We start from the raw sequence: 18,300 nt of genomic DNA on the forward strand, positions 1-18,300 counted from the left end.
TACTTAATTAAATAATCATGAAAGTTACGCAGCACCTACTCCTTATTATTTTATTAATTCAAAGCCCTCTCTTTGCACAAAAGACTGCAGAAGACTATTTAGGTTCATGGTATACTCTTGCAATTAACCATAGGTTTACAGAACAATTTAGTATAACCCCTTATGCTGAATTACACACCTATGAAACAACCTCTAATTACCATTTAATTTTTGCCAGTATAAACTTCAATTATCATTTTAAACCCAAACAAACCCTAAGTATTGCTTATGCCTTTTTAGATATTGATAGCGTTTTTGGTGACGATAATTTGTACAACACAAAAGAAAACAGGATTTATGAGCAATATAATTACAAACATAAACTTGGTGCCTTTAGCGCACAGCATAGGTTTAGATTAGAGCAGCGCTTTCTACAATTTGCTCACAGCAATACCATGCAAAATAGGTTGCGCTATCTGTTTAGTTTACAATACAATCTAACTAAAAAAATGTCTTTACATATAAAAGAAGAACCTTTTATCAATTTTCAAGATCAAGTTTTTCATGAAAATCGTTTCTTTATTGGTATTGGTTACCAAGCATTTAAAAACGCACAATTAAACATAGATTATTTTAAACACCATATTAATAAAAAGAGTTTAAATAGAATCCAGATAGGTATTAGCATGCAAACAGACTTTAGAAAAACAAACACAGCAAAACCTAAAGGCTAATTCTTGTTTTTATTTATAAAATAAATTAAGCCTTCCAATCTTTCTGTTCTATATCTGTTAAAAACGTCCAAGCCACTACTCTACTAATCTTATTTCCTTGTTGCATATTGATGACTTTTATTTGCGTAGCACCTAGTTTTTTAAGTGATTTTTGCATGGATTTTACAAGGTCTTTATTAGACACTAAACTTGTAAACCAAAAGCAATTCTTTTTATACAAAGAACTCTCATACAAATAACTGTGTAAAAATGCCTTTTCGCCACCAGGAAACCAAAGTTCACTTGCTGTACCACTAAAATTTCTAACCGCTTCTCCTGTTTCCTTTCCTAAACCTTTTAACTTACGTTGTGTTGCCGCAAGCGCATCTTGTTGATTTTTATAAAACGGCGGATTACAAATACTTACTGCAAATGTATCTGAATGCTGTATGATACCATCTAAAATTTTAGATTTATCTTTTTGCAATCGTAAAGAAATAGCATCATGCAAGGCATTGTTATTAATAATTTTCTGAGCATTTTGCAACGCTTTTTCTTCTACATCTGTTGCTACAAAATGCCAATGATATTGTGAAACACCAAGTAAAGGATAAATACAAGTTGCACCTGTACCAATGTCTAAAACTTGAATTTTATTTTTAAAGGTATCCGGCTTTAACAGCTCTGCTATATGATGTATATAATCTACGCGACCAGGAATTGGAGGACATAAATGCGCATCATCAAACTCCCAGTAATCGATAGCATAATATGTTTTTAGTAATGCCTTATTTAGCATTTTTACCGCTTGCGGATTAGCAAAATCGATGGTCTGTGTTTGATATGCATTTGTAAAAACAAAAGGAGCTAATTCTGGTAATTCTTTTAGTAAAATTTCAAAATCATAACCTTTTACATGCTTGTTCTTTTTATGCATGAAGAACCTTTTTTAAAGCTTGCTCAATATCTTCTATCAAATCTGTTTTAGATTCTATACCTACCGAAAAACGAATCAAACCATCTTTTATTCCTTGCTCTTCTCTTGCTTCGGCAGTTAATAAAGAATGTGATGTTTTAGAAGGCAATAACATGGTACTTTCAATTCCTGCTAAACTCATAGAAGGTTTTATAAGTTGTAATGTTTTTAAAAATAAAGCGGCATCTATATTTTCTTTTAATTCAAAAGACAACATAGCACCATAGCCTTTCATTTGTTTTTTTGCTAATTCATGGTTTTCATGACTTTTTAAACCAGGATAATATACTTTTTCTACTGCTGAATGTGTATTTAAAAACTTGGCTATTTTTTTTGCATTACGCTGTTGTGCTTTTACTCTAATTGCCAAAGTTTTCATACTTCGTTCTAGCAACCAAACAGTATAATCACTTAAACTACCTCCAAAAGCAATTCCTGTTTTCCAGATAGTATCTATATACTCTTGAGTTGTAGCAACGGCTCCTGCACAAATATCACTATGACCACCAAAATATTTAGTAGCACTATGTAAAACAATATCGATACCAAAATCTACTGGATTTTGTACAATAGGACTTGCAAAAGTATTATCAATAACAGAAATTATATTTTCTGATTTTGCAAGTGTAGCAACAGCTTCTATGTCTACTAATTTTAGTAATGGATTAGAAGGTGTTTCAATATATATAAGTTTGGTATTTGACTGTATACATGATTTGAATGAAGAAATTTCTAAATCTTTAGTAAACGTAAATGCTATATTATAATCTTCAAAATGTTTTTCTATAAGATTACGTGTACCTCCATAAATATCATTTTGCACCACTACATGATCTCCTGCTTTTAAAAAAGCGAATAAAACAGTACTAATCGCAGCCATACCAGAACCAAAAATCATAGCAGCTTCAGCGTGCTCAAGAGCAGCTATTTTTTTTGCTAAATATTCTTGATTTGGCGTATTAAAATATCTTGGATAGCGCTTAACATCTACATCCATAAAAGCATAAGACGACGACATATACATAGGGGAAACTGCTCCTTTAAACTGTAAGTCTGGAGTTTCGCCAACATGAGTACAAATAGTATTAATACCTAGTTTTTTATTTTTCATAATAACAGTATATTTTAATGCTATAAAGTTATGAAAAAATAATAGTGTAGAACTAAAGATATAGTACACATCACATAAAAATTACTGTAACGTAACATTAATCTGCTCCTGCATTTTTAGCACGCTGTATAATTTCTTTTAAACGCTCTTTACGCAAGGCTTTTTCTGCTTTTTGTTTGTTCACTTTTCTTGCTATTAGCTTAGAGTGTTTTGCTTTGTTTTTTGTGTTTTTTTGTCCCTTAGGCTTTGGCATAAATAATGTAAATAATGTTAAATGCTTACTTTAAAATATAGGTTATAATTTAAATTAAAACCATATTGCATAAAAGTTTTAGTCACTATACAAAAGTAATCTAAAAAAAGAACAGCATACTACCTGTAAACACAAAAACGCGCAACGGACTGTTTTACAACATTTTACATGCAGGGAATTGCGAATATTTTTTTATATTTGATTTTAATTTGGAGCTTTTTTAAAATTGAAATACAAAATTTACATTTTTATATGCTTAAATCAAATACATAAGCATACTATTAATAGCTAAAATAATTAGAGAGTACACTAGTTTGCTCTCTAATTATTTATATTTTGCATGTATGCAGCAACATTTTATATTACATAAACCTTATGGCTATTTAAGCCAGTTAATAAACAACCAAAATAAACGTAAAAACAAACGATTATTAGGTGAATTATTTGATTTTCCGGAAGGCACAATGGCCATTGGTAGGTTAGATGAAAACTCTGAGGGATTATTGTTTTTAACCACAGACGGAAAAGTTAGCGAAACCATACGCAGCGCCAAAGTAGAGAAAGAATATTATGCTCAAGTAGATGGATTAATTACAACTGAAGCTATAAATAAGCTACAAAAAGGTGTAGAAATTAGTGTTAACGGAACAAAATATGTAACTAAATCTTGTTCAGCTAAAAACATAGAAAATGTAAGTGTTTTTCCTTTTGAAAACCGAAAAGTTCGCGATGCACGTCACGGACCAACTTCCTGGGTTTCTATAACCTTAACTGAAGGAAAGTTTAGGCAAGTTAGAAAAATGACTGCAGCTGTAGGTTTTCCTACTTTAAGACTAGTTCGCGTGCGAATAGGAAGCGTTTTATTAAGCCTAAAAACAGGAAACACAAAGAAAGTAGATAGTTTTTTTAATTAAAAGCCGATAAAAGGTAGGAAATTTAGTACTTTTACTATTATAAGCTATTATGAATCTGTACACATCTAAATATTTAACCATACACAAACGAGATCCTATTCTTGCCCAAAAATGGACAGGAGAGAAACTTAATGCCACCATTTTTAAACGTGAAATGTTAGAATTTCAAAAAATATTTGAAATAGTACAACCCAAATGTTTATTATGGAATCATGAAAACTTTGATTATACCGTTCCCAAAGAACTTTACAGTTGGATTGACACCAATATTTCACAAAAACAAATACCTTACGGATTAGTAAATATAGCCTTTACCGTATCTAAAGATGTAATATCCCACATGTCGGTAACAGACTCTATTGAAAAACATCCACGTGAAGGAATTACGCCTAAATATTTTTTATTTGAGGAAGAGGCAGAGAAATATCTTTTATCAGATTTAAAGAATAAAACAAATGGTAACTTAATGAAGGAGTCTACAAACAACCCTTTTATTTCTTTAGATATTGCTTTTAGCGATTTACAACTTACAAAAGGCGCCATTGAAAATTTAAAAGAAGAATTACTATTTGCTAAAATTAATAAAGAAAAATTTAACAGTCTAACCCAACGAGAACTTGATGTTTTTAAACAAATTGTTCTTGGCAAATCTAATAAAGAAACAGCAAGCGTTCTTTTTATTTCAAGCACAACAGTTGCTACTCACCGAAAACATATTATAAAAAAACTACATCTAAACTCGTTTTATGATTGGTTTATGTATGCTAAAGCTTTTAGTGTTATTTAAATATACTCACAATAGGGTATTTTATTTTAAAATATTTACATGTATTTTTGCTTCACTTGCTAATAGTTTAACTTCTATTTTTTTAGAGTTTAATTATGTTATATTAGGGAAAATGTTATATATGTAGCTATTAATCAAGTAAAATAATAAACTGTCATTAGTATTTATACTATGGCAGTTTTTTTTATGTCATATAGTTATTTTCTGCTCTAATTATTTTATCTCAAAAAAAACTTGTTTAACTACATTATTTTCAATATCTTACTTGCTATGACAGCAGCAGATAAACAAAATAATTTAGAATTTTTAAAAGAAAGTATTTCTTATTTAGAAAACAAAGGTTTTGCTAATATTAAAGCAAATTTAGAAGGATATGAAATACCAAAATCTTACTTAAAAAAAGGAAAAGGAGCAGAAACGTCAATCACTCCAGATATAGTAGCTGAAAAAGCAGGGAGAAAACACTATTTTGAAATTGGCTTAAAAAGTGAAGAACCTACACTTTTAAAATCTAAATGGCGTTTTTTAGATGTTTTAACAAGAATGAAAGACCATAGATTTAAAGTGATTACGCGTCGTGGTCACTACAAGTTTACACAAGATATGCTTGATGATCTTAATTTAGACAAAGACCCTATTAAACTTTCTTAATTTTTAGTACTTTTTAACAATGCGTTTTGTTCCTCCATTAAATCGGTAAGCTTTACTAACAGCTCAATATCTTTTGGAGTAGCTACAGTTACGTCTTTTTCGTCATGTGATTTTTTACGTAAACGATTCATTGCTTTTACCACCAAAAACACGGTTATTCCTACTATTAAAAAATCAAGTGAAGCTTCAAAAAAAGAACCATATTCTAACACCACTTCTTTAGTTGTTATTACACCTTCATTATTAGTAATAGCATCACGAAGTACCAGCTTTTTATCTTGAAAGTTTAAACCATCTGTCATTAAAGACAAAGGAGGCATCATTATTTTTTTTACCAATACATCTATTACTTTATTAAAAGATGCACCAATAATGATACCTATTGCCATATCCATCATATTCCCTTTAACGGCAAACTCTTTAAACTCTTTTAAAAATTTCATCTTTAAAAATATAATTTACTTCTTATAAAACTTAGCATATTTTCTATAAGCAAAGAATGCTAATATAGTTACAAAGGCACAAGAGATACCAATAATTTTAACACTCATTACCTGATCTCCGCTAGCATAAGAGTGTAAACCTGCGAGATAGAAATTCACTCCAAAATAAGTCATCATAATACTTGCAAAAGCAATTATAGACATTAAGTTAAAACCAAATCTACCACGTAATCCAGGAACCAAACGCATATGTATTACAAACGCATATACCATTATACTAATTAAAGCCCAAGTTTCTTTAGGGTCCCAACCCCAATATCTTCCCCAGCTTTCATTGGCCCACATACCTCCAAGAAAGTTTCCAATAGTAAGCATAATTAAACCTACGGTTAAAGCCATTTCATTAATAATGGTTAACTCTTTTATGTTTAATAACATTTTATCTTTATTCTTATCTGTAGTTGCAATCATTAGTATTAGCGAAACTATTCCTAAGATCATTCCTAAAACAAAAGGTCCATAACTAGCAACAATAATAGATACATGAATCATTAACCAATAACTATTTAAAACAGGTTGCAAATTAGCTATTGCTGGATCTAACCAGTTTTGATGTGCAAAGAATAAAATAATAGATGCTACAAATGCAGTAGACGCTATAGTTAAATCACTTTTTCTACCAAAGTATAAACCAAACAACATTGCAGACCAAGCTACATACAACATGGTTTCATAAGTATCACTCCATGGTGCATGGCCAGAAATATACCAACGCGTAATTAAACCTATGGTATGTGCAATAAATAAAGCTATAATTAGCCATTTACTAATTTTTACAGCAATATCAATCCCTTTTTTATTACTGTTTAATATTTGTGTAATTAAAAACACAAACATTAAAAAACCAGCTAAGAGGTAATATCTATACAGATTTTTAAAAATATTGTATTTGTTATAATTAATCTCTGCGCTTATTTTGTTTTCACTAAGCATAATATCTCCTCCATATTTATGCTGTGTTTTATTAAAAGATTCTAGTAGTTTTTCGGCTTCTGAAAAATCGCCTGTTTGCTTCGCTTTATTTAAAGTAAATAAATATGCTGAAAACCCTGAGTTAATAAAGTTTCCGTAAAGCGAATCTGTAATTTTTTCTTTGTAGCCTTCTTTTCTATATTCAAAAGGAGAAATCCATTTGTTATTATCATCTTCTGGTATAGGAAATATTTTAAGGGTTAATCCTTCAATAGCATTTGATAATATAGTTGCACGTTGATCTGCAAGTTTTAGTTCTTTTTGGTACCCATTTGGCGATTTGGTTTTATAGGCATCTTCTAAATATGGATTTAGCTTATAGCTCAAGTTTTCATCAAAGAAATCTACTATAGTTGCATATTTTTTGTCTTTAGGAATACCCAAAATAGTTTTAAGCGAATCTGTTTGCATTGGCTTTAGGTATATGATTGGCACATTATACCAAAGCAACGGGCTTTCACTAATAGACAGTAATATTTGATTAGGAGTTAATCCTGCGTAGGTTTCTTTATGGTGTATTTTTCTAACAAGTTCTGATGCATAGGTATTCATTGGCATCATACGACCACTTAAATCTTGAATTACCAATCTACCAAATTTATCGGCATGTTCTTTTGGCGTAGCATTAGCTATTAAAATAGAATCTATTTGCGCTGGTGTTGGTTGTTGGTGTTGTTCTTCTTGTGCAAAAGTTTGCATCGTTAAACACACTAAAATTAAAGAAAGCATTTTAGATTTCTTTGCTTTAATTTTTTCTAAATGTCTTCGTAAATCTGAAAATCTTGTTCCTTTTGCTAACATAATTGCAATCATACCAAAGAAAAGCATGAAATACCCAAAATAAGTAATCCATGTTCCCCAAAAATCATGATTTACAGAAAGTATGGTACCTTTTTCATCTGGATCAAAATTAGATTGAAAAAACTTATAACCTCTATGATTTAAAATATTATTCATATAAATTCGGTAATCAAAATCTCCTTCTTCTTCATCAAAAACAGTTACTTCACTTGCGTAGGAAGAATAGCTTCTTTCGGTACCAGGATATCGTTCTGCAATAAAATCGTTAAGTTTAATATTAAAAGGAAGCTCTAATACTTTTGCTCCATAACGAAAAGCAAAGTCTAAACCACCAATTTTAACTTGTTTAAAGGCATTGTTTTTGTAGGGTCCACCAAGCAAACCTACTCTTTTCGTTTCTCCATTTGCAGTTACCTTTAAAACGATACCATCTTCATCTCCTTTAAACATTTCTGACTTTTTCACAATATCAAATTCTCCCTTAATGACTGGCTTAGGAAAAACCATTTGCATATTACCAATAACATAACGCGAACGTAAAATTAATGGCTGCAAGCTATCTTTTACTAACTTTCCTGATGCCATGGTTGCCATGGTTAGGTATTCTCCATCAAATGGAGAATGAATATTTAATTGATCACCATCTTGTGTAATATTTATAGCTCCTTTGGTTGGCTTATTTAATGCTATTAAAACATTATGAATGCTTTGTACTTCTCCTGATTTTAAAAAATGATTGTGTGGCCCATCACTTCCTGCTTCAACAATTTTCAGGTATTCTTCTCCATTTTCATTAGGAATAATATCTTCTTCTGCTCCACCAATAAATTTTTCTAATTCAAGACTAACAGGCTGGTTATTATAATTGGTATGTACTTCAAAACTATTTTCTAATCGAGGAGAAAAATCTACCTCACGCTCTACAGGTAAACGTTGTGGCACACCATTAATTTCATAATCTCCATCAATATAAGTCGTTATATAAGTTTTTTGTGATAAGAATTGATTTTCGGTAGCACCTTCGCGAATTGGCATCATACCTTCATAACTTACATAACGTGTAATAAATGCTCCTATAAATATAAAAAGGAAAGCTAAGTGTAAAATTAATGTTGCCCATTTTTCTTTTTTATATAATCGGAATCTAAAAATATTTCCTGCAAAATTAATAACAAAAAACAGCATGATTCCTTCAAACCACCAGGTGTTATAAATTAAATTTCTACTATATGGTGTTGGTGAGGTATCCATACCTGCATCCATAAAAGTACCAACAGCCATCGCTGTTGCAAATAAAACAAAAAGTAATGCGGTTAGTCTGGTTGAAAACAGAATATTGGAGAGTTTCTTTAGCATAATAACAAGCTTATTTTTAGCTCGTGCAAATTTAAGGATTTTTGTTTGTTAATAACTGTTAAAATACGAAAAGAGTTTAATGAATTTATAGAGAAACCTGCCTCATCAAGCAGAACAGATTACCAAAAATAGTATAACATAAGTGCTTCAAAAAAAACAATTAACAGGAAATGTAATTTGTAAGAAAAAAAAACAGTTATAAAACCTTTTATTACAAACTACTTTTTAGGTTATTAACTTTTTTGACGTGCTTGAAATATGTTCAAGTACATAAAGGTGCCCATTTTTCTGGCTCTTCGTTTGGCATTTTCTGTAATTTCGCCCACAAATAATTCATCTAAAGTTTGATACCATAAATTTAACCATATACCAAAGTGTAAATTATCTATAGTATGGTTAAACTTTTTATCTACTTTAATATGTGCTTCTAACGGATTTCCTTTATATTTTTTTTCTAATTTTCTTGTCATAAACAAGCTTGTTTCCCAAAACGTTGTTAAGTGCTCTAAATGTGCATTCCAATCGGTAATGGTTTCATTAAAAAAAGGACCAAGAGTTTCGTTTGCTCGCACTTTTTTATAAAAAGTAGTAACTAACAAAAAAACATCTTCTCTAGTATTTATATCCGATTTATTCATGTATTCGAAATTAAGTCTTTATTTTGAATAAAGGAATTAAAAATTCTTAATTAGTAATTGATTATTCTTATTATTTTAGCAAAATGATTCATGTAGTATTACTTGGTGCAGGAAATGTAGCCACACACCTATTTAAAGCATTTACAAATACTGAAGAAGTTACTGTAAAACAATGGTATAATAGAAGTTTAAAAACTATTACAAAGTACAAAAACAAGGTTGCAATTACAGATAACTTAGAAGATTTAGTAGAAGCAGATATTTATATTTTAGCTGTAAGCGATGACGCTATTGCAGATTTATCTCAAAAACTTCCGTTTACCAACAGACTTGTGGTACATACTTCTGGAAGTGTAAGCTTGTATGCCATAGACAAAAAACACAAACGCGGCGTATTTTACCCTTTACAAACGTTTAGCAAAGGTGCTTCTGTAGATTTTTCTAAGGTACCTTTATGTATTGAGGCTCACAAAGTAAAAGAGGACTTTCCTATTTTAAAAAAATTAGCAAAAGCAATTGGCAGCCAACCGCATAAAGTAAATAGTGACCAGCGAGCAGCACTACATCTAGCTGCAGTTTTTGTTAATAATTTTACCAATCAAATTTACAGAATTGCTCATGAAATAACAGAATCTCAAGGTGCCGAATTTGACATTTTAAAACCTTTAATTCAAGAAACTGCCAGAAAGCTAGATGATCTTTCTCCTTTTCTTGCACAAACTGGTCCTGCCAAAAGAAACGATAAGAAAACCATAAAAAAACATCTAAGCGCTTTAACAGATGTGCATCACAAAGAAGTTTATGAATTGCTAACTCAATCTATACAAAAAACACATAGTCCTTATGTTAGCTCAAAAACAAAGCCCAACAAATAACAATTATCATGGAAGAAAAAAGCTATAAAGAATATTTAAACCAAATCACTACATTTATTTTTGATGTAGATGGCGTACTTACAGACGGAACAGTAACCGTTACCACTTCTGGCGAAATGCTAAGAACCATGAGCATTAAAGATGGTTATGCTTTAAAAACAGCAATAGACAAAGGATATCACGTTTGCATTATTTCTGGCGGAAGCAATGAAGGCGTTAGAAAACGCCTAGAAGGATTAGGTCTTACAGACATTTACCTTGGTGCACACAACAAAATAGACCAACTTAACGAATACCTTGAAAAGCAGGATTTAAAACTTGAAAACGCTCTATATATGGGAGATGACATTCCTGATTTTCCGGTTATGAAACTGGTTGGCTTACCTTGCTGTCCGCAGGATGCTGTTCCAGAAATTAAAGGAATTTCTAAATATGTATCGCATAAAAATGGTGGTAAAGGTGCTGCTCGTGATGTTATAGAACAAGTACTTAAAGTACAAGGAAAATGGAATGGTAGCTTTGACGCTAAGTATGATTAGACTGTAATATTCTGTCTATTTCAAATGAAACATTACAGCCATCATTATCCGTTTTTAATTATTCTTTTTTAATTTTTACTTAAAATAATGCAAAGTATTCTAAACCTAATTCGTTGGAAAAATCTTTTACTAATTGCACTAGTTCAAGTGTTAATTAAATACGCACTGTTTGAACCTTTTGGTATTTCATTAACACTAAACGGTTATGGTATTGCTATCTTAATTTTAGCCACACTATGTTTGGCTGCTGCAGGAAATATTATAAATGATATTTATGATGTAGAAACAGATACAGTAAACAAACCTGACCGCGTAATTGTAGGTACATCTATTTCTGAAAAAAAGGCATATACGCTTTTTTTTATTTTTAATATAATAGGTGTTTCACTGGGTTTTTATTTATCTCACGCTGTAGGTAAAAGTCCGTTTTTCACCTTATTTGTTATCATTTCGGCATTACTATATATTTACGCCTCCTATTTAAAACAATTGCCCTTTATAGGCAATGTTATAATATCTTGTTTAGTAGCGTTAAGCCTGATTATTGTTGGTATATTTGACCTTCTTCCTGCTATAAGCACTACAAACAAAGAAACGCAATTAACCTTTTTTAAAATTGTTGTAGACTACGCCTGTTTTGCTTTTATAATAAACCTTGTTCGCGAAATGATAAAAGACATGGAAGACATAGAAGGAGACTACAAAGCACAAATAAACACCTTACCCATTGCTATTGGCAGAAGTAGAACTAAAAATATTATTTTTATTATTTCTATACTACCAATTATAGCAGTTGTTTATTATATCACTACATATTTATATAAACAAGAAGTTGCTGTTGCTTATTTTTTAATAGGAATTGTAGCGCCACTTATTTATACTAGCATAAAAATATTTACGGCAGAAACAAAGAAAAACTACACACATATTAGTTTTCTATTAAAACTTGTGATGCTATTTGGCATGCTTTCCATGTCTCTTTATCCTTTAATTTTAAAATAATGCTGAAAGAAAAACTAAAAAATCACAATCTTATTTTAGCTTCTGCATCACCAAGAAGACAACAGTTTTTTAAAGATTTAAACCTAGATTTTCAAATACAGCTAAAACCTGTAGTTGAAGAATACCCAGAACGTTTACGTCATTTTGAAATTACCGATTATTTAGCACAGCTTAAATCACTTCCTTTTAAAACACATTTAAAAGACAACGATATTTTAGTAACTAGTGATACTATTGTTTGGCATAATGAAAAAGCATTAGGAAAACCAAAAGATAAAAACGAAGCTTTTCAAATACTACAAACGCTAAGCAATACAACACATGAAGTTATAACTTCGGTTTGCTTTACTACAAAAACTTCAGAAAAAACAGTTAGCGCAGTAACCAAAGTAACTTTTAAAGCCTTAACTGAAGAAGAAATTAATTATTACCTAGACACCTTTAAACCTTACGATAAAGCTGGTGCATATGGTATTCAAGAATGGATTGGACTTATAGCTATAACTAAAATTGAGGGCTCATACTACAATGTTGTAGGCTTACCTGTACATTTAGTATATGATACACTATTAGAAATAGTGAACTAACTCCTTCTTTTTGTTTTTAATAACTTTTTCTCATTTATCTTTGCTTTTTATCAAAGAATATGAAAGATTTACTACAAACACATCATGAAGCATTTATTAACTCCTTAATAGTAATTACTATCTTTTTTATTATATGGTTACTACAAAAGGTATCTATTAGAAAAATTGGAAGAAAATCTGGAATAAACGATGCTAGAATTCAATTAATAATTAGATATTCATCGTTTACCTTATTCTTAATATTAAGTTTGGTTTTAGCTTTTATTTTTGGGGCACAATTTAAAGACCTTGCACTAGTTTTCTCTTCTGTTTTTGCTGTTATAGGTATTGCTCTTTTTGCCATTTGGTCTATACTAAGCAACATTACTTCTGGAGTCATCATGTTTTTCTCTTTTCCTTATAAAGTAGGAGACAAAATACAAATTCACGATAAAGACTTCCCTATTGAAGCCATAATTGAAGACATTAGAGCTTTTCAACTGCACCTTAGGCAAAACAATGGCGATTTAGTAACCTACCCAAACAACCTTATTTTACAAAAAGCAGTTACCCTTGTAAAAAAAGATGCTATTGAAGACTTTGAGCATGGCTCAGACTTGGTTTAAAACCCTTTAAAATTTCGTTAAATAAAAATTAAAAGTAACTCTAGGGCTACTTTCTTTTTTATATTTGGTTATTAAACAATCCAAAACTATGCGAAAGCTGCTACCCTTTATTTTTACTCTATTTTTCACCTTTTCTAACCTACAAGCCCAGCAACCAAAAAAGCCAAATGCATCTCAAATTTTTGAGTCTTTAAAAAAACTAAACTTTCTAGGCTCTGTATTATATGTTGCTGCGCATCCAGATGACGAAAACACCAGACTAATTTCTTATATGTCAAATAAGGTAAAAGCACGTACAGCCTACCTTTCGCTTACACGTGGTGATGGAGGACAAAACCTAATTGGCCCAGAAATTAGAGAATTACTTGGTGTGATAAGAACACAAGAACTACTTACTGCAAGAAATATAGATGGTGGTGAACAACGCTTTACCAGAGCTAATGATTTTGGCTACTCGAAACATCCTGACGAAACATTAGCTATATGGAACAAAGAAGAAGTATTAAGCGATGTTGTTTTAGCAATAAGACAATTTAAACCAGACGTAATCATCAATCGATTTGACCACAGAAGTCCTGGTACTACACATGGTCACCACACCAGTTCGGCTATGTTAAGCTTAGAAGCTTTTGATCTTGCTAATAACAAAACAGCATATCCTAACCAATTAAAAACCACTAGCCTTTGGCAGCCTAAACGTGCGTTTTTTAACGCTTCTTGGTGGTTTTATGGCAGTCAGGAAAAATTTGAAAAAGCAGACAAAAGCAAACATCTACGTTTTGATATTGGCGAGTATTATACCTCTAACGGATTGAGTAATACAGAAATTGCTTCCTTAAGCAGAAGCCAACACAAATCACAAGGCTTTGGTAACACAGGAACTCGTGGCAGCCAAATGGAATATATTGAATTGATAAAAGGAGAAATGCCTACAGACAAAACGAATATTTTTGAAGGCATTGATACTTCATGGAATCGTGTTGTTGGCGGAAAAGAAATAGGAGCTATTTTATACCAAGTAGAAAAAGACTTTGATTTTACCAATCCTGCGGCTTCTATTCCTGAACTATTGAAAGCATATCAACGTATTGAAAAATTAGAAGACCTCCATTGGAGAAAAATTAAATCTGAAGAAATTAAAAACCTCATCTATAATTGCGCAGGTTTATATTTAGAAGCTGTAGCAGAAAGCAATCACGCGACAGCAAATGAATCTGTTCATTTAAATATTGAGCTTATTAACAGAGCTGCAGAAAACATACAATTAAAAGCTTTACAAATTAATAATGAAGCTGCTATTACAGAAGAAAAAGTATTAGCTAAAAACGTAAAAACAGAACTTAAAAAAACTTTTACAGTAACGGCTAAGCAAGAACCAACAACTCCGTATTGGTTAACAAAAAAAGGTACACTTGGTATGTATCAAGTAGACGACAAAAGTTTAATTGGTAAGCCAGAAACACCTCGTTATTTTAACGTTACCTTTAATTTAAACATAAACAACATACCTATTCAATATACAAAACCTATAGTCTACAAAACCAATGATCCTGTAAAAGGAGAAGTATATAAACCTTTTGAGATTATACCTGAAGCATCTGGTATAATTGCAGAAAAAGTCATCATTTTTGAAAACGATAAACAAAAGGAAATTCCTGTAATAGTTAAAGCAGGAAGAGATAACTTAGAAGGTTTTGTACAACTAGCACACCCAAAAGACTGGAGTGTTTTTCCTGAAAAACAGAAATTTTCAATCGCTAATAAAGGACAAGAACAAACTCTAGTATTCACTATTATTCCGCCTAAAAATCAAAACGAAGGATTAATAACACCTATGGTGCACGTTGGAGAAAAAACCTACACCAAAGAGCTTATTGAAATAGACTATGACCATATTCCGTTTCAAACGGTTTTATTACCAAGCGAAAGCAAAGTGGTTCGTTTAGACATTCAAAAAAGAGGACAAAACATTGCTTATATTGAAGGCGCAGGCGATGTGGTTCCAGAAAGCTTACAACAAATAGGCTACCATGTTCTTACCATAAAACCAGAAGATATTACTGCAGAAGCCTTAAGCAAATTTGATGCTGTAGTTGTTGGTATTCGTGCATATAACACGGTTGAAGAATTAAAATTTAAACAACAAATTTTATTCGATTTTGTAGCTAATGGCGGAAACATGATTGTGCAATACAACACCAACCGAAGACTAAAAACAGAGAACCTTGCTCCTTATTCCTTACAACTTTCTAGAGATAGAGTTACCAATGAAAATGCAAAAGTAACCTTGCTAGAACCAAATCATGAGTTACTTAATTTTCCAAATAAAATAACCGAAAAAGATTTTGAAGGCTGGACGCAAGAACGCGGTTTGTATTTTCCTGATAAATGGTCTAAAAAATTCACTCCTATTCTATCCATGCATGACAAAGGAGAATCTGCTAAAAAAGGAAGTTTGCTTGTTGCCAAACATGGCAAAGGGTATTATATATACACAGGATTAAGTTTCTTTAGAGAGTTTCCTGCAGGTGTTTCTGGAGCATATAGATTATTTGCGAATATGTTAAGTATTGGCAAAGACAATATAAGTACAGAAAATACCGTAAAACAGTAAACATTCTAATAAAAACCAAAACCAATGAAGCAACCAAAATATAAATGGAATAACATGTACACTCTAGTACTTGTTGCCAACGCAGTCTATATCATTGCTTTTTACTTTATAACCAAAGCGCTTTAAACTATGCAAACATTAGATTGGATTGTACTTATTAGCACCTTATTACTTATTGTTGTTTATGGAACATGGCAAACACGCGGAAGTAAAAATGTACAAGATTATTTAAAAGGAGGAAACTCCTCTAAATGGTGGACTATTGGTTTGTCTGTAATGGCAACACAAGCAAGTGCCATTACTTTTCTTTCTACTCCAGGACAAGCATTTAATGACGGAATGGGTTTTGTGCAATTCTATTTTGGCCTACCTATAGCTATGGTAGTAATTTGTATGGTTTTTATTCCGCTATATCACAAATTAAAAGTCTACACGGCTTATGAGTTTTTAGAAACCAGATTCGATTTAAAAACAAGAACACTAACTGCTATTTTATTTTTAATACAACGTGGTTTAGCTGCTGGAATTACCATATTTGCTCCAGCCATTATACTTTCGGCTGTATTAGGGTGGAACTTATTATTACTAAATATCATTATTGGTGTATTGGTAATTATTTATACTGTTTCTGGTGGTACACGCGCTGTAAACGTGACACAAAAACACCAAATGGTAGTAATTTTTACAGGAATGGTTATTGCTTTTATTTTAATAATAAATAAACTCCCTGCAGACATTACGTTTTCAAAAGCTTTACATATTGCTGGTGCTAGCGGAAAAATGGAAGTACTTGATTTTTCTTTTAACCTAAATAACAGATACACTTTCTGGTCTGGTATTATTGGCGGAACTTTTTTAATGCTTTCTTATTTTGGGACAGATCAAAGTCAAGTACAACGTTACCTTTCTGGTAAATCTTTAAAAGAAATGCAATTAGGTTTAATCTTTAATGGCTTATTAAAAGTACCTATGCAATTCTTTATTTTACTTGTAGGTGTTATGGTTTTTGTGTTTTATCAATTTAATCCAGCTCCTATTAATTTTAATCCTACAGCAACTGCCTTGGTTTTAAATTCTGAATATGCGGAAGAATACCAAACACTTCAACTAGAACAAGAAAAAATATTTAACAGCAAGCAAAGTATAATCAATAATTACACGACCTCTGAAACAGAGCAGTTAAAAAACGAAATTCATTTAGCCAATCAAGCTAATGATGCCATTAGAAGTGATGCTAAACTTTTAATTGAAAAAGCAGGTGAAGCACAACAAATAAAAGTAGAAAGTAATGATAAAGATTATGTATTCATTCATTTTATATTAAACAACTTACCAAGAGGTTTAATTGGTTTATTATTGGCTGTAATTTTAAGTGCTGCTATGTCTAGCACATCTAGTGAGCTTAATGCTTTAGCAAGTACCACAACTATAGATTTATACAAACGTAACACTAGTGAAAAAACCGATGAAGAAATGGTAAAAACCTCTAGATGGTTTACACTTGCCTGGGGAATTATAGCCATTGCAGTAGCATGCATAGCCAACCTAGCCGAAAACTTAATTCAGCTAGTCAATATTATTGGCTCTATCTTTTACGGTAATGTTTTAGGTATTTTTCTCCTTGCGTTTTTCTTTAAAACAGTGAAAGCAAATGCTGTATTTGTAGCTGCTTTAATTACACAAATACTTGTAATAGGCTTATTTTTATTAAATCAATATCAATTTATAAACCTTCCGTTTTTATGGCTAAATTTTGTAGGCTGCTTATTAGTTATAACTATTGCCTTGCTTATTTCTTTTAAAGACTTGCAAAACAAAAGCAGATTAGCATTATCTATACTAGCTATTACTTTATGTAGTTTTGGCTATGTGGTAATGCTTTAATTTACAAAATCCTGTAAATCTATTTCATTAATACTACCATGTGAAGCATGAGTAACTACATTACCATTTTTTATAACCAGTAATTGTGGAGACTCATGCATCACCATAAAGGCAACTCCTACAGCATCAGAAACAGATCTATAATTTAATAAATCAAGGTAATATAAGTCTAAGTCTGCTTCGGTTAAATCATACATAGCAACAAATTGATTCATTACCATTCTACTAATTCCACAACGTGTAGAATGTTTAAAAATCACCTGTGTTTTGGTATTCGATTTTTGTGCTATAGTTTCTAACTGGCTACTATCTGTTAAAGGTATCCAAGGCAAAACTTTTTCTTCTTTAGGCTCTTTTGAACCTCCAAATATTTTGTTTAATAAACTCATTTTTTGTATCTTTTTAATTAAGTCGATGTAATAACTAAAACTTACATACTGACTAAAAGTCATTCATTTACAGGCTGTTTCAGACATTTTGTCTTCTAATTACTATTGGTAAGATTGTTGTCTTAAGCTATTCAGAAAACAAAAATAAAAC

At 31.2% G+C, this 18,300-nt stretch carries 18 protein-coding genes; 11 read left to right on the forward strand and 7 right to left on the reverse strand.

The genetic code is table 11. The annotated features are described in order from the left end of the window. The first annotated feature begins 17 nt into the window (after positions 1 to 17). The gene (locus tag KO494_RS13585; RefSeq protein ID WP_215968154.1) at positions 18 to 713 is read left to right on the forward strand and encodes a DUF2490 domain-containing protein; all 696 of its coding nucleotides are present in this window, start codon (positions 18 to 20) and stop codon (positions 711 to 713) included. Between the two features lie 25 nt (positions 714 to 738). On the opposite strand, the gene rlmF is transcribed toward KO494_RS13585, so the two are convergent. The 3 genes from rlmF to KO494_RS13600 all read right to left on the reverse strand — a co-directional run bounded on the left by rlmF (position 739) and on the right by KO494_RS13600 (position 3,032). Further along, positions 739 to 1,629 (reverse strand): 23S rRNA (adenine(1618)-N(6))-methyltransferase RlmF, encoded by an 891-nt coding sequence (gene rlmF, locus KO494_RS13590; RefSeq protein WP_215968155.1) that lies wholly within the window; start codon positions 1,627 to 1,629, stop codon positions 739 to 741. After that, positions 1,622 to 2,779: a PLP-dependent aspartate aminotransferase family protein gene (locus tag KO494_RS13595; RefSeq protein ID WP_215968156.1), complete on the reverse strand. Its 1,158-nt coding sequence runs from the start codon at positions 2,777 to 2,779 to the stop codon at positions 1,622 to 1,624. The genes rlmF and KO494_RS13595 overlap by 8 nt, the downstream gene beginning before the upstream one ends. Positions 2,780 to 2,876: 97 nt before the next feature. Further along, complete coding sequence (locus KO494_RS13600) at positions 2,877 to 3,032, reverse strand: hypothetical protein (RefSeq protein WP_215968157.1); 156 nt, start codon at positions 3,030 to 3,032, stop codon at positions 2,877 to 2,879. Positions 3,033 to 3,376: 344 nt separating this feature from the next. Between KO494_RS13600 and KO494_RS13605 the strand changes: the two genes are divergently transcribed. The 3 genes from KO494_RS13605 to KO494_RS13615 all read left to right on the forward strand — a co-directional run bounded on the left by KO494_RS13605 (position 3,377) and on the right by KO494_RS13615 (position 5,384). Then, the gene (locus KO494_RS13605; protein ID WP_215968158.1) at positions 3,377 to 3,946 is read left to right on the forward strand and encodes a pseudouridine synthase; all 570 of its coding nucleotides are present in this window, start codon (positions 3,377 to 3,379) and stop codon (positions 3,944 to 3,946) included. 49 nt (positions 3,947 to 3,995) lie between these two features. After that, a complete protein-coding gene (locus KO494_RS13610; protein ID WP_215968159.1) occupies positions 3,996 to 4,733 on the forward strand; it encodes a LuxR C-terminal-related transcriptional regulator in 738 nt (245 codons plus the stop codon). A 270-nt stretch (positions 4,734 to 5,003) separates the two neighbouring features. Continuing rightward, a complete protein-coding gene (locus KO494_RS13615; protein WP_215968160.1) occupies positions 5,004 to 5,384 on the forward strand; it encodes a hypothetical protein in 381 nt (126 codons plus the stop codon). Here KO494_RS13615 and mscL read toward each other — a convergent pair. From mscL to KO494_RS13630, 3 genes are all read right to left on the reverse strand, one after another. Then, on the reverse strand, positions 5,381 to 5,827 hold the full coding sequence (mscL, locus tag KO494_RS13620) for a large conductance mechanosensitive channel protein MscL (protein ID WP_215968161.1): 447 nt from the start codon (positions 5,825 to 5,827) through the stop codon (positions 5,381 to 5,383). The genes KO494_RS13615 and mscL overlap by 4 nt on opposite strands. 15 nt (positions 5,828 to 5,842) lie before the next feature. Continuing rightward, a complete protein-coding gene (gene ccsA / locus KO494_RS13625) occupies positions 5,843 to 9,016 on the reverse strand; it encodes a cytochrome c biogenesis protein (protein ID WP_215968162.1) in 3,174 nt (1,057 codons plus the stop codon). A gap of 233 nt (positions 9,017 to 9,249) precedes the next feature. After that, positions 9,250 to 9,654, reverse strand: coding sequence for a group III truncated hemoglobin (locus KO494_RS13630; protein ID WP_215968163.1), 405 nt, complete (start codon positions 9,652 to 9,654; stop codon positions 9,250 to 9,252). Positions 9,655 to 9,737: 83 nt separating this feature from the next. On the opposite strand from KO494_RS13630, the gene KO494_RS13635 reads away from it, so the two are divergent. From KO494_RS13635 to KO494_RS13665, 7 genes are all read left to right on the forward strand, one after another. Then, on the forward strand, positions 9,738 to 10,529 hold the full coding sequence (locus KO494_RS13635) for a Rossmann-like and DUF2520 domain-containing protein (protein WP_215968164.1): 792 nt from the start codon (positions 9,738 to 9,740) through the stop codon (positions 10,527 to 10,529). Between the two features lie 8 nt (positions 10,530 to 10,537). Further along, complete coding sequence (locus tag KO494_RS13640; RefSeq protein WP_215968165.1) at positions 10,538 to 11,068, forward strand: HAD family hydrolase; 531 nt, start codon at positions 10,538 to 10,540, stop codon at positions 11,066 to 11,068. 87 nt (positions 11,069 to 11,155) lie between these two features. After that, on the forward strand, positions 11,156 to 12,070 hold the full coding sequence (locus KO494_RS13645; protein ID WP_215968166.1) for a geranylgeranylglycerol-phosphate geranylgeranyltransferase: 915 nt from the start codon (positions 11,156 to 11,158) through the stop codon (positions 12,068 to 12,070). Next, on the forward strand, positions 12,070 to 12,657 hold the full coding sequence (locus KO494_RS13650; protein WP_215968167.1) for a Maf-like protein: 588 nt from the start codon (positions 12,070 to 12,072) through the stop codon (positions 12,655 to 12,657). Before KO494_RS13645 ends, KO494_RS13650 begins: the two co-directional genes overlap by 1 nt. A 59-nt stretch (positions 12,658 to 12,716) precedes the next feature. Further along, the gene (locus KO494_RS13655) at positions 12,717 to 13,262 is read left to right on the forward strand and encodes a mechanosensitive ion channel domain-containing protein (protein ID WP_215968168.1); all 546 of its coding nucleotides are present in this window, start codon (positions 12,717 to 12,719) and stop codon (positions 13,260 to 13,262) included. A gap of 88 nt (positions 13,263 to 13,350) precedes the next feature. Further along, complete coding sequence (locus KO494_RS13660) at positions 13,351 to 15,876, forward strand: PIG-L family deacetylase (protein WP_215968169.1); 2,526 nt, start codon at positions 13,351 to 13,353, stop codon at positions 15,874 to 15,876. Between the two features lie 129 nt (positions 15,877 to 16,005). Further along, positions 16,006 to 17,760: a sodium:solute symporter gene (locus tag KO494_RS13665; RefSeq protein WP_215968170.1), complete on the forward strand. Its 1,755-nt coding sequence runs from the start codon at positions 16,006 to 16,008 to the stop codon at positions 17,758 to 17,760. Here KO494_RS13665 and ytxJ read toward each other — a convergent pair. Then, complete coding sequence (gene ytxJ / locus KO494_RS13670; protein ID WP_215968171.1) at positions 17,757 to 18,149, reverse strand: bacillithiol system redox-active protein YtxJ; 393 nt, start codon at positions 18,147 to 18,149, stop codon at positions 17,757 to 17,759. The two genes, KO494_RS13665 and ytxJ, sit on opposite strands and share 4 nt — an antisense overlap. Positions 18,150 to 18,300 lie beyond the last annotated feature (151 nt).

Source organism: Lacinutrix sp. C3R15 (genome assembly GCF_018860825.1).
Taxonomy (GTDB): domain Bacteria; phylum Bacteroidota; class Bacteroidia; order Flavobacteriales; family Flavobacteriaceae; genus Oceanihabitans.